Origin of the sequence: uncultured Stenotrophomonas sp., assembly GCF_913778665.1 — a bacterium.
Taxonomy (GTDB): domain Bacteria; phylum Pseudomonadota; class Gammaproteobacteria; order Xanthomonadales; family Xanthomonadaceae; genus Stenotrophomonas.
On the sequence record NZ_CAJYVQ010000011.1, the window covers coordinates 161713 to 173851 of the forward strand.

The 12139-nt window shown below is 65.5% G+C and carries 12 protein-coding genes; 4 read left to right on the plus strand and 8 right to left on the minus strand.

The features are described from left to right. Positions 1-7: 7 nt before the first annotated feature. Both QZ853_RS16010 and QZ853_RS16015 read right to left on the minus strand, forming a co-directional pair. Positions 8-2674 carry an excinuclease ABC subunit UvrA gene (locus tag QZ853_RS16010; protein ID WP_295575238.1) on the minus strand — a complete coding sequence of 889 codons (2667 nt, stop codon included), beginning with the start codon at positions 2672-2674 and terminating at the stop codon, positions 8-10. A gap of 363 nt (positions 2675-3037) precedes the next feature. Continuing rightward, positions 3038-3469 carry a BLUF domain-containing protein gene (locus QZ853_RS16015; RefSeq protein ID WP_295575240.1) on the minus strand — a complete coding sequence of 144 codons (432 nt, stop codon included), beginning with the start codon at positions 3467-3469 and terminating at the stop codon, positions 3038-3040. 517 nt (positions 3470-3986) lie between these two features. Here QZ853_RS16015 and QZ853_RS16020 point away from each other — a divergent pair. Continuing rightward, on the plus strand, positions 3987-4238 hold the full coding sequence (locus QZ853_RS16020) for a hypothetical protein (RefSeq protein ID WP_295575243.1): 252 nt from the start codon (positions 3987-3989) through the stop codon (positions 4236-4238). A gap of 27 nt (positions 4239-4265) precedes the next feature. Here QZ853_RS16020 and QZ853_RS16025 read toward each other — a convergent pair whose 3' ends face one another. The 4 genes from QZ853_RS16025 to QZ853_RS16040 all read right to left on the minus strand — a co-directional run bounded on the left by QZ853_RS16025 (position 4266) and on the right by QZ853_RS16040 (position 8517). Beyond that, positions 4266-5105 (minus strand): trypsin-like serine protease, encoded by an 840-nt coding sequence (locus tag QZ853_RS16025; protein WP_295575245.1) that lies wholly within the window; start codon positions 5103-5105, stop codon positions 4266-4268. 40 nt (positions 5106-5145) lie between these two features. Continuing rightward, on the minus strand, positions 5146-6585 hold the full coding sequence (locus QZ853_RS16030) for a serine hydrolase (protein WP_295575248.1): 1440 nt from the start codon (positions 6583-6585) through the stop codon (positions 5146-5148). Between the two features lie 145 nt (positions 6586-6730). After that, positions 6731-7603, minus strand: a complete 873-nt coding sequence (locus QZ853_RS16035; RefSeq protein ID WP_295575251.1) for a methylenetetrahydrofolate reductase — start codon at positions 7601-7603, stop codon at positions 6731-6733. Then, positions 7603-8517, minus strand: a complete 915-nt coding sequence (locus QZ853_RS16040; RefSeq protein ID WP_295575253.1) for a LysR family transcriptional regulator — start codon at positions 8515-8517, stop codon at positions 7603-7605. The genes QZ853_RS16035 and QZ853_RS16040 overlap by 1 nt, the downstream gene beginning before the upstream one ends. Before the next feature lie 75 nt (positions 8518-8592). On the opposite strand from QZ853_RS16040, the gene msuE reads away from it, so the two are divergent. Genes msuE through QZ853_RS16055 form a run of 3 tightly spaced genes read left to right on the plus strand, consistent with a single transcriptional unit; the run spans position 8593 to position 11288 of the window. Further along, positions 8593-9180 carry an FMN reductase gene (gene msuE, locus QZ853_RS16045; RefSeq protein ID WP_295575255.1) on the plus strand — a complete coding sequence of 196 codons (588 nt, stop codon included), beginning with the start codon at positions 8593-8595 and terminating at the stop codon, positions 9178-9180. A 56-nt stretch (positions 9181-9236) separates the two neighbouring features. Beyond that, positions 9237-10214: a DUF1852 domain-containing protein gene (locus QZ853_RS16050; RefSeq protein ID WP_295575257.1), complete on the plus strand. Its 978-nt coding sequence runs from the start codon at positions 9237-9239 to the stop codon at positions 10212-10214. Positions 10215-10253: 39 nt separating this feature from the next. Then, the gene (locus QZ853_RS16055) at positions 10254-11288 is read left to right on the plus strand and encodes a methionine synthase (protein WP_295575260.1); all 1035 of its coding nucleotides are present in this window, start codon (positions 10254-10256) and stop codon (positions 11286-11288) included. Here QZ853_RS16055 and QZ853_RS16060 read toward each other — a convergent pair. Both QZ853_RS16060 and QZ853_RS16065 read right to left on the minus strand, forming a co-directional pair. Then, the gene (locus QZ853_RS16060) at positions 11245-11799 is read right to left on the minus strand and encodes a hypothetical protein (protein ID WP_295575262.1); all 555 of its coding nucleotides are present in this window, start codon (positions 11797-11799) and stop codon (positions 11245-11247) included. The genes QZ853_RS16055 and QZ853_RS16060 overlap by 44 nt on opposite strands. An 85-nt stretch (positions 11800-11884) precedes the next feature. Further along, positions 11885-12097: a hypothetical protein gene (locus QZ853_RS16065; protein ID WP_295575265.1), complete on the minus strand. Its 213-nt coding sequence runs from the start codon at positions 12095-12097 to the stop codon at positions 11885-11887. Between the last annotated feature and the right edge of the window lie 42 nt (positions 12098-12139).

Consider the following 12139-nt stretch of genomic DNA (forward strand, 5'->3'; position numbering starts at 1 on the left):
CTCGACGCTATGAAGGAATGGAGGCGGCGTGCAGTGCCAGTTCGCGCGCCAGGAAGGGCGCGGTTCGGCTGCCTTTCGCGCGAGCGACCTGCTGCGGTGTTCCAGTGGCCACGACGGTGCCACCGGCACTGCCCGCGCCCGGCCCAACATCAATGACCCAATCGGCCTGGGCGACCGCACGCATGTCATGCTCGATCATCACCACCGTGTTTCCTGTGTCGACCAGCCGCTGCAGCTGTACCAGCAGTCGGTCCGCATCCGAGGCATGCAGGCCGGTGGTAGGTTCGTCCAGCACGTAAAGCGTGCGCCCACGCTGGCTGCGCTGCAGCTCGGTGGCCAGCTTGATGCGCTGGGCCTCGCCGCCTGACAGCTCCGTGGCCGGCTGCCCCAGCCTCAGGTAGCCCAGGCCGATGTCCTGCAGCAGCTGCAGCGGCCGGGCAATGGCCTCCTCCTCGCTGAAGAAGGCATGCGCCTGGTCTACGGTCATCTGCAGGACCTCGGCGATGTTGCGGTCGTTCCACAGCACCTTCAGTGTCGCCTCGTTGTAGCGTGCGCCGTGGCAGGTGGGGCACGGCGCATAGACGCTGGGCATGAACAGCAGTTCGACGCTGACAAAACCCTCGCCTTCGCAGGTATCGCACCGGCCCTTGGCCACGTTGAACGAGAAGCGGCCGGCATCGAAACGGCGGCGACGCGCGGCGGGTGTGGCGGCGAACAGCTTGCGCACGTGGTCGAACAACCCGGTGTAGGTGGCCAGGTTGGAGCGTGGCGTGCGACCGATCGGCTTCTGGTCCACCCTTGCTACGCGCTGGATGGCGCCCACATCCCCGGCCAACTGGCCTCGCGTGGTTTCGATCACGGTCGGTCCTTCGATCGGCGAGGCCTCGGCGCCATCGTCCGCGGGCTCGTGCCCGAGGTGCAGCAGCATCAACTCAGGCAGCGCCTGTGCCATCAGGCTGGACTTGCCCGAGCCTGATATGCCGGTCACTGCGGTCAGCACCCCCACCGGCACCTGCGCATCCACGCCCCGCAGGTTGTGGCGGTGGATGCCCTTCAGTTCCAGCCAGCTCTCGGCGCGGCGCTGACAGCTGACCGGCGCCCGCACCTGATCGAACAGGTACAGCGCGGTGCGCGAGTCCTGCACCTGGCGCAGTCCCTCGGGCTCGCCGCTGTAGAGCACGCGCCCTCCCCGTTCCCCGGCCTCCGGGCCCACGTCCACCAGCCACTGCGCGCGACGCATCAGCTCCAGGTCATGTTCGACCACGAACACCGAGTTTCCGCCGTCACGCAGCCGGCCAAGCGCGTCGTACAGCGCTTGGCTGTCGGCCGGATGCAGGCCGGCCGAAGGCTCGTCGAGCACGTACAGCACGCCAAACAGCAACGCGCTGAGCTGGGTAGCCAGTCGCAGGCGCTGCAGTTCGCCAGCGGACAGCGTCGGCGTGGCGCGGTCCAGCGAGAGATAGCCCAGGCCCAGTTCACGCAACTGCCGCACGCGCGCCATCACCCCGGCTGCCAGCCGCTGTGCGGCCAAGCGCTTCTCTTCAGACAGGGCCGAGGTCAGCCGCACATCCGGCGCAGCGGCATGGACGGCACGGCCGGAGGCCGCCCGCTGGGTGCGATCGCGGCGGGTGGCATTGCCGCGCGTGCGCGCGCCCTGGCGGTGTGCGCCGAAATCACCTTGCGCGATGGGTTCCAGCAGATCAGCCAGTTGATCCAGCGGCAGCTGCATGAATTCGCCGATGTCGACACCGGCGAAAGTGACCGAGAGCGCTTCCGGCTTGAGCCGCTTGCCTTGGCAGGCGGGGCACAACCTACCTTCCATGTAGCGCGACACGCGCTTGCGCATCAGCGCGCTTTGGGTGTTGGCAAAGGTGTGCAGCACGTAGCGGCGCGCGCCGGTATAGGTGCCCATGTAGCTGGGTTCGAGCTTCCGCTTCAGCGCGGCCCGGGTCTCGGCGGGCGTGAAGCCGGCATAGACCGGCACGCTCGGCGTCTCCTCGGTGAACAGGATCCACTCGCGGTCCTTCTTCGACAGTGTCCTCCACGGCACGTCGATGTCGTAGCCCAGCGTGACCAGGATGTCGCGCAGGTTCTGCCCATGCCACGCCGGTGGCCACGAGGCGATGGCGCGCTCACGGATGCTCAGCGACGGATCGGGAACCATCAACGCCTCGGTCACCTCGTAGACGTGCCCCAGCCCGTGGCAGGCAGTGCAGGCGCCCTGAGGCGTATTGGGTGAGAAGTCCTCGGCGTAGAGCATCGGCTGATGGGCCGGGTACGCCCCGGCACGCGAGTACATCATGCGCACCAGGCTCGACAGCGTGGTGACGCTGCCCACCGATGAACGTGCGTTGCTGGCACCGCGCTGCTGCTGCAATGCCACGGCCGGTGGCAGCCCGTTGATGGCATCGACGTCAGGCACGCCGGCCTGGTCGATCAGGCGCCGGGCATACGGGGCAACCGACTCGAAGTAGCGCCGCTGCGCCTCGGCGAAGACCGTGCCGAAGGCCAGCGATGACTTGCCGGAACCCGACACCCCGGAGAACACCACCAAGGCGTTGCGCGGGATGGAGACGTCGACATTCTTGAGGTTGTGCTCGCGCGCGCCGCGGACTTCAACGCAACCGCTGGCGGCAGCAGCACATGACGACTCGCCAAAGGGGGGATGGGCCATGTTCTCGATCCTGCGGGCAGTGAGCGGCGCGCGCCAAGGCGGGCCCAGGGAAGCATTTTCGCTGCTGCGAGGTGAATGCGAGGGATGGAGTGCGCAGATCGAGCGTGGCTCGACGCCGGAGAGGGCGATCAGCGTGATGCGTCACGCTGGACCTCACTCACGCCCTGGCGACGCTTCACTCACCGGCTCGTGAACACCGCATGCTACATGATCGTCGTGGACCAACACTGGCGCCGCAAGATGAAAGACGACGGCCATACGCACGAGCCTTCCCCACTCAGTGCACAGGACAGGTGATGGTGAGCACGCCCATCGGCTGCTGGCGCCCCGAAAGGGCATCGTCGTGATTGGATCCGGGGGGCGTCAGGCGGCCTGTACGTACGGGGCCACGGCAGCGGCAAGCAGGTCGATGCCCCACGCCGAGCTGGCCGTTTCTTCAGGCCCGCTGATCTTGAAGCGCGACCAGTCGGCCCGTGCGAGCTTGCCGACCAGCTGCTGATCGGCGGGAATTTCATGCATCGACCAATAGGGAAACTGCCTGGAAGAGACGCGGCCGCGCGCCAGTTCGACAACATTGGTGTGGCTGGTCGAGTGCAGGACGCGCTCGTAAACGCTGGCAACTCCGTCTTCGGGGCCTTCAAGGTACTGCACGAATCGAACACCATCGAACAGCAGCACGCCTGTCACGCCTGCAATCCGGTTGAACCTCGCCGCATCGGCGACCAGTGCTCCGCGTTGATCAATCGAAAGACCTTCAGCCACTTCACTTGCGTATACAACGGCCCGGATGGGCATGGTCTCTGCCTTGAGGAAAGTGGCGCCACATCGGCACCAACTCACACTCTACCATTTCATTCAAGAAGGCCCCCGGGGCCGCATTCTTAACTCTTCAGGATCCACGTCAGGCCCGGGCGCGTGCTTCGTGCGCCCAAGGCGCATCATGGGCACCCCACGTTCAGGGCCTTATTCATCTTCATGCGTGACATCGGACAGTTCTATGTAACAAGCGTCGAAGGAGTGGCACGTGCAGATGGCACCCTGCTTCAGGTAACCCGGATTGATTGTTCATGCCTGAAGTGCTCAAGGCAGTTCCGGGCCACGCCCGGCCATGGGCTGGTCGACCTCAACGGTGCGGCTGCGCTCGATTGCCCGGAGTGCGGCAACCACCAGTCGGTCAGCCGCGCGAGGCTTGAGGAGTTCAATGTCGTGGGCGGTGAGTGAGCGGGCATTGCACTTCACCTCAACATTGCACCCACGCTCCCGATATCCCTTTGGTTCTACTTTCCAGACATACACCCCATTCGGCGTAACAATGCGTCATACCGGCCTCTTCAAGATTACCGACCTCACCTACCGACCCGGCGCAGAGGGCGGCCTGGCCCGGGCCCTGCAGATCGAGGCCACCTGCACGGCCTGTGGATCGACCAGTGTCTGGAGCGAGCAGGACATGGAGCACGTGGCCGGAGGGACGGTGCTGGCATGCCGCACCTGTGGCACGCGACAGGCGATCAGCAATGCCCGCCTGATCCGTTGCCCGTCGGACATCCGCCATCCCCAGCGCTGAGCGGCAATGGCCGGTTTGAATGGGTTTTCAATGGAACCCATTCTTTGGGTCGAGTGCATCGCCGTTCTGTTCCATCACCCGTTCGATCCAGTCGATATAACGTGATACGCGAACGTTGTAGACCATCTGGCCATAGAAACCGGCTTCAAGCGCATGCTCTGGAACGGCGGTGATCCAGGAGCCGAGGCCGGCCAGCTGCTGGCGGTCTCGGACGGTGATCAGCAACGGGCCACCACTGTCACCGTTGCCGAGCACCCCTTCACGTGGCAGGCCGTGCGGCGGGGCATCGAAGCGGTACCAGAGGTAGCGCTGGTTGCCGCCGGTAATCGCATTGTTGGCCCGGCGCAGCAATGTGCGATGCGCACTTCCGGGCAGCAACCCAACGGCACCATTGCCGGTGGCCCCCTTCCCTATCAGCGTGGCCACCCGCCCGGCCTCGCCGGTGCCGCGATAGAGTGCGACCGGATCTACACCCGCCACCGGTGCGGTGAGCCGGATCAATGCGATGTCGTCCGAGGCTGCCAGGAAGGCGTGGATCTTCGAGGCGCTCCCTGTCGCCAGCGCCTCCTTGCCCAGGGCGTCCGGCATGCGCTTGAAGCCGGGATGCAGGAACACCCGATCGACGGCGTAGCGTGTTCCATCGATGGCGACGGTGACGCCCATGCCTTCCATCGGCGCCGCATGCGCTGCGGTCAGCACCCAGCGCGGGGCGATCAGAACACCGTGGCCTTCGCCTGGCATGTCGGCCAGCGCGGGAAGCTCGGCGGGGTCGACGCGATAATCGGCATCGTCAACATCGTGACGGATGACCACCGCGCCCGCAGCAAGCGGCAGCACAGCAAGCACCAGCAACAGCCATCGGTTCATCGATACCCGTGTCATGGTGCCCAAGCGGAAGTTGCGCAACTCACTCGGCCTCCAGCTCAGCGACAATGCGGCGCAGCCGCGCGTCAGTGGGTGCGAGTTCGGCAGCTTTGCGGTAGTTGGCTTTCGCCAGATCGAGCTGACCGTTGGCACGCTGGGCCTCGCCCAAGCTGTCGTACACGTTGGCGGAATCCGGATGTGCGTTGGCATTCCACTGGAAGACTGCCACCGACTCAGGCACACGCTTCATTCTCAACAGGCGGTAGCCCAGCGAATTCAGCGCCTGCTCGGAAACATCGTACGGTCCACCGCCGGCGCCCAGCCCTTCATACGCACGGGTCATGCCCGGCACGCCCTGCGTCAGCGCCAGCGGCACCAGCAAGGTGCCCAGATTCTTCTTGGCCAGCACAACCGGCTTGCCGTGCAGCACGCCCATCAGCTCCCTGCCCAGGGTCACTGCTGTCTCGCCTTGCCAGTAATTGTCCAGCACGATCACTACCGACCGGTCCTGCTCGGCGCGCAGCCAATAGGCCTGGTAGCCGGGCACGCTGCCGGTGTGCGATTCCACCTGGTACGTGCCGCTGGCCGGCGACGACCAGGTGTCCACCTCCCAGCCATAGCCATAACCGGAACGGTAGCTGGTCCACATCGCGCGGCGCGACGATTCGCGCAGCAGCGTATCGCCCTGCAACGCCTGGTCGAGGCGGAACAGATCGTCGACCGTGGAATAAACCCCGGCCGCCGAGTAGGAAACGCTGGGGTCAATCGGCGTGGGGCGCGCCAGGCTGAAGTCTGGCCGGGTCTGGTAGCCGGTGGCCAGGCGCGGAATCAGCTCGCTGGCGTGATACAGCCCGCTGTCCCGCATGCCGGCCTTGTCCAGAATCCGTTGCTGGAGGTTGGCTTCGTAGCTGGCACCGGTCACGCTCTCGATGATCAGGCCAAGCAGGAAGAAGCCGTTGTTGTTGTAGCGCATTTCCGCACCCGGAGCGCTCTGCAGCGTCGCCGGAATCCACGCCTTGGCGAAGTCGACGGGCTGCAATGCGATCCGGGCCTGCGTCTGCCACCACGGGTCTTCATAGTTGCGCGGCAGGTCTGCGATGCCCGAGGTATGGTTCAGCAGCTGCGCCACGGTCACTGCGGCCGCCGGCGTGCCCGCATACAGTGTCGGCAGGTACTCGCCCAGCGTGCCGTCCAGTCGCAGCTTGTTTTCCTGCACCAGCTGCATCACCAGGATCGCGGTGATCGGCTTGGTCAACGAGCCGATACGGAACACCCCGTCCTCGGTGTTCGGCACCTGCCATTCCCGGTTGGCCAGCCCGTGCGCGCCGCGATACAGGATCTGCCCATGCTGGGCGACCAGCACGACGCCATTGAAGTCGCGGTTTGCCGCGTAGCTGTCGACCAGCTGCTTCAGCTCGGCCGGGCGCGTGTCTGCCCTGGCCGGCGCCGCAGTGCCGGCCAGCACCGCAAGCAAACCTGCCAATGCAAACACATTCCGCAGCGCGGACCGTTTCCCTTCCATGGTGTACCGCAGGATGGCGCTGGACATCGCGTGACCTCACTCATCGATGCCGCAGTGTAGCGGTGCCGGGCGGCGTTCATGCCTGCTGGCAGCCATGACTGATGGCCTAGGCATGGCCGCCAGATCCCGCACGCCGCCGGTAGGCTTCCATCCAGTCCAGCGAGGGCGCGATACCGCCGAACGGGAAGAAATGCGGGCTGATCTGGCCACTTCCCGCGTCCAATCCGCTCACCAAGTGGTCCACGAACACCTCCGGCCCCGCATTGCCGAGCAACCGGCCGATGGAGATGCCGTACCGGGACAGCATCGATGCGCTGGCACCAACACCGCACATCGCGGCATAGCGCAGCAGGCGCGCAATGCTGGCAGGCCCCGGCACGCCGACCAGCACCGGATGACGGATACCGCGTGCGCGCAACGCATCCAGCCAGGCCAGCACGATGCCTGCATCGAACGCGAACTGGGTGATGATCAACGGCGCCATGCCGCGCTGCGTGATGCTCTGGCACTTGTGTTCCAGCACCTGCCAGCACTCGGCAGTGCTCATCACCGGATGACCTTCCGGATGACCACCGACGGCAACGACCTTGATGCCGGCGCGCTCGAGAAGGCCGCTGCGGATGATCGATGCGCTGTCCGCGAATGGCCCGGCGGGCGTGGCCAGGTCGCCACCGACCAGCAGGCATTGCTGTACCCCCGCCTCGCCGGCAGCGCGATTGATGAAGCGTTCCAGCGCGGCGCGTGATGGGACACGCCGCGCGGCAACATGCAGCATCGGCGCAAAGCCCAGCTCGTGGACCGTGCGCGCTGCCGCCAGCCGCGTTTCGTCATCGTCGTTGGCCAGCCAGGGGATGGAGATCGTCGTGCCGGGGGCAATGCGGGCGGCCTCGGCACGCAGCGCAGGCATCGCCTTCGCGCTGACTTCCAGTGAAAGCGTGTCGATGAAGGCGGCGGCCCGCGATGGGACGTGCGCTGGCATCAGCCGGCGCCGCGCGCATTGCTGGCGACCGGCGTACTGTTCCGCGCCAGCTCGATGAAGGCTTCCAGGTAGTCGATGCCGGTGTCGGTCTGGCGTGCCCCCAGATAGATCTGCTTGGGAATGCCTTTTGCACCCAGGCGCACAGGCACCACGTCCATGCGCGCAGCGTACTCCTCCACCAGCCAGCGAGGCATCGCCGCCACGCCGCGGCCGCTGGCCACCATCTGCATCATGATGTCGGTGGTCTCGATGGCCTTGTGCCGCCGCGGCGTGATGCCGGCCGGCAGCAGGAACTGGTTGTAGATGTCCAGGCGCTCGAACGGCACCGGGTAGCTGATCAGCACTTCCTGGGCGAGCTGGCGCGGCTTTACATGGTCGACCTTGGCCAGCGCATGACTGCTGGCCACCACCAGCACCTGCTCGTAGTCGAACACCGGGACGAATTTCAGGCCTGGCTTCAGCAGCGGATCGGGGGTGACCAGCAGGTCGATCTCGTAGCCGAACAGTGCGCCGATACCGCCGAACTGGAACTTCTGCTTGACGTCCACATCCACGTCAGGCCACGCGGCCAGATACGGCGAGACGATCTTCAGCAGCCACTGGTAGCAGGGATGGCATTCCATGCCGATGCGCAGGGTGCCGCGCTCGCCCTGCGCGAACTGGCCCAGCCGCTCCTCGGCAAGGTCCAGCTGCGGCAGCACGCGGTTGGCCACGGCCAGCAGATACTGCCCGGCCTGGGTCAGGCGCAGGCTGCGGCCCTCGCGCAGCCAGATGTCGGTGCCCAGCTGCTGCTCCAGCTTCTTCATGCTGTGGCTCAGCGCCGACTGGGTCAGGTTGAGCACGCCGGCGGCAGCGGTGAGCGAACCCTGCTGCTCGACCTGCTGCACGATGCTCAGGTGGATTCGTTCCAGCATAACGATGAATCCCGCTCATGGATGTGTGAAGTAAAACCATTTTACGTCATGGAAGGCCATGGCTAGCATCGGGTCATGCATTCAGCCAACCGCCCCCTCCGTATCGTCGCCGTTTCCGGTGGCCTGCAGCGCCCATCGCGCGCGGCCACCCTGTGCGAACACCTGCTGGACCTGATCGGCGAGCTCGCGCCCAGCGACCCGTACCTGATCGAACTGGGCGGGCTGGCGCCGCAGCTGGGCGGTGCACTCTGGCGCTCGCAGCTGCCTGACAGCGTGGAGCGCGAGCTGGTCGCGGTCGAGCAGGCCGACGTGCTGGTGGTGACAACGCCGGTCTATCGCGGCTCATACACCGGTCTGTTCAAGCATTTCTTCGACTTCATCGATCAGGACGCGCTGGTCGACACCCCGATCCTCCTCGCCGCCACCGGCGGCAGCGAGCGCCATGCGCTGATGATCGACCACCAGCTGCGGCCGCTCTTCAGCTTCTTCCAGGCCCGCACCCTGCCGCTGGGCGTATACGCGACCGACCGCGATTTCGCCGACGGCCGCTTGCACAACGCAGCGCTGATCGAGCGCGCGCGCCTGGCGGTACAGCGGGCGGTGCCGCTGCTGGCGCTGCCCCGCCGCGCGCTGCCTCTTGCCGAAACCACCGAAGTTCCCTGAATGCCGGGTGCCCTTGCCTGCATCCGGATGTCACCCTGCAACACGGAACGCCGCCCATGACGACCCACACCTTCGCCTTCAGCATTACGCGCATCCCCTTCAACGAGGACTATCAGCCCGCTGAAGGCACGCGCATCACCACCAATTTCGCCAACCTCGCCCGCGGTGCGTCGCGCCAGGAAAACCTGCGCAACACCATCAGCATGATCAACAACCGCTTCAATGACCTGGCGCACTGGGACAACCCGAGCGCGGACCGTTACGCGGTCGAGCTGGACATCATCTCGGTGGAGATGCACATCAACGGCGACGACGGCAACGATCCGTTCCCCTTGATTGAGGTGCTGCGACCGACCATCGTCGATCTGCGGACCGGCATGCGCACCGAAGGTATCGTCGGCAACAACTTCTCGTCCTACGTGCGTGACTACGATTTCAGCGTAGTACTGCCCGCCAGCAACGAGGGCAAGCCCACCTTCGGTATCCCGGAAGGCTTCGGCGACCTGCATGGCAAGCTGTTCAAGCACTTCCTGGAGTCGGATGCCTACCGCGCCAACTTCAGCAAGGCGCCGGTGATCTGCATCAGCGTGTCCAGCAGCAAGACCTACCACCGCACCGAGAACCAGCACCCGATCCTGGGCGTGGAATACCGGCAGGGCGACTTCTCCCCCACCGACCAGTACTTCGACAAGATGGGCCTGCAGGTGCGCTACTTCATGCCGCCAGGCAGCGTCGCGCCGCTGGCGTTCTACTTCCAGGGTGACCTGCTGGGCGACTACTCGAACCTGGAGCTGATCGGCACCATCAGCACCATGGAAGCGTTCCAGAAGATCTACCGCCCGGAAATCTACAACGCCAATTCGGTGGCCGGCAAGGTCTACCGCCCCAGCCTGAAGCACCAGGACTATTCCTCCACCCGCATCGTCTACGACCGCGAAGAGCGCAGCCAGCTGGCGGTCAAGCAGGGCAAGTTCACCGAAGAACACTTCATCAAGCCATACCGCGCCGTGCTTGAGCAGTGGGCTGCCCGCTGATCCATCGATTCCCCACTCGCCCCCAGGAAGCAAGACGCGATGTCGACCAAGAAACTGTTCCCCACCTCCACCGCCGGCAGCCTGCCAAAGCCCTCCTGGCTGGCGGAGCCCGAAAAGCTGTGGTCGCCCTGGAAGCTGCAGGACGACGGCCTGGTTGAAGGCAAGCAGGATGCGCTGCGCCTGTCACTGCAGGAGCAACAGCACGCCGGCATTGATATCGTGAGCGACGGCGAGCAGACCCGGCAGCACTTCGTCACCACCTTCATCGAGCACCTCAACGGCGTCGATTTCGAGAAGCGCGAGACCGTGCGCATCCGCAACCGCTACGACGCCAGCGTGCCCACCGTGGTCGGCGCGGTCAGCCGCCCCAAGCCGGTATTCGTCGAGGACGCGAAGTTCCTGCGCCGGCAGACCACGCAGCCGATCAAGTGGGCACTGCCCGGCCCGATGACCATGATCGACACGCTGTACGACGCGCACTACAAGAGCCGCGAGAAGCTGGCGTGGGAGTTTGCGAAGATCCTCAACGAGGAAGCCCGGGAGCTAGAGGCGGCCGGCGTCGACATCATCCAGTTCGATGAGCCGGCCTTCAACGTGTTCTTCGACGAAGTGAACGACTGGGGCGTGGCCGCCCTCGAACGGGCCGTGGAAGGCCTGAAGTGCGAAACCGCCGTGCATATCTGCTACGGCTACGGCATCAAGGCCAATACCGACTGGAAGCAGACGCTGGGTTCGGAGTGGCGCCAGTACGAGGAATCATTCCCGAAGCTGCAGACCTCCAGCATCGATATCATCTCGCTGGAATGCCAGAACTCGCACGTGCCGATCGACCTGATCGAGCTGGTGCGCGGCAAGAAGGTGATGGTGGGCGCCATTGACGTGGCTTCCAACACGGTGGAAACGCCGGAAGACGTGGCCAACACCCTACGCAAGGCACTGCGGTTCGTGGACGCCGACAAGCTGTACCCGAGTACCAACTGCGGCATGGCGCCGCTGCCGCGGGAGGTGGCTCGCGGCAAGCTGTGCGCACTCAGCGCCGGGGCGAAGATCGTCCGTGAAGAGCTGTCGGTCTGACATCGCTTCGCAGGAACCGCGTCACTTGGGCCTGGCCGGAATCCGGCCTGGTTCCAGTATCCCGCTGCACATCAGGCTTGCGTGATGAGGCTGCACGCAGTGCGAGGGCCTGCTTGATGCGTTCAACCTCACCCGCCCCGGCTGCGTCCAGGCGCCGGGCCTGCTGCCGCTGCTCGCGCGTAGGCGCGCCCAGCGACGCCTCGGGCATCAAGGATACGGGTGCACCGACCAGGCGTGCCACCGCTTCACGCAGCGGCACCTGCGGGTAGACCCGCACCGCACACCAGCGTTCGGCGTAACGCTTGGCCTGACTGAAGCTACTGGCGGCAACACGCTTGGCCTGCGACCGTGGTGGTGCGTGCAGGTACAGCAGGACACCAGGCGCGGCATCCGGCACGATGCTCGCCAGCGGACGCCCGCTCCACCACAGATCCCAGCGCCCACCGCGCTCCATCCAGTTACCAGGGCGTGCGGCGGGCCGGTCATCGGTGCGGTCGAGGAAGGCGTGCATGGGCGAAAGAATACGATCGCCCGTCGCATGGGCTGAGACTGGAATCGCCCTCCGTTCGCCTGCCCGGGTCGCCGCCGCGCGGTATTCACCAGTCCGGGCCGAGCAGCTTCGCGACCTCGATTTCAAGCCGCTGCGCCGCTTCGGTCTGCGAGGCCACCTTGATGCACAGCCCGGACTGGGCCGGGCCCGGCTTCAGCTGATAGCGGTTGATGGTGCCGCCGCCCTCGCCGTCCAGCTCCACGCGCGCAACCAGCGTTCGGCCGTTGGCAATGAAAGTCCAATCCTGATAATCGAACATTGCGTTTCCACACGAAAGCCGTCACGTGCGTGCCACTCTATG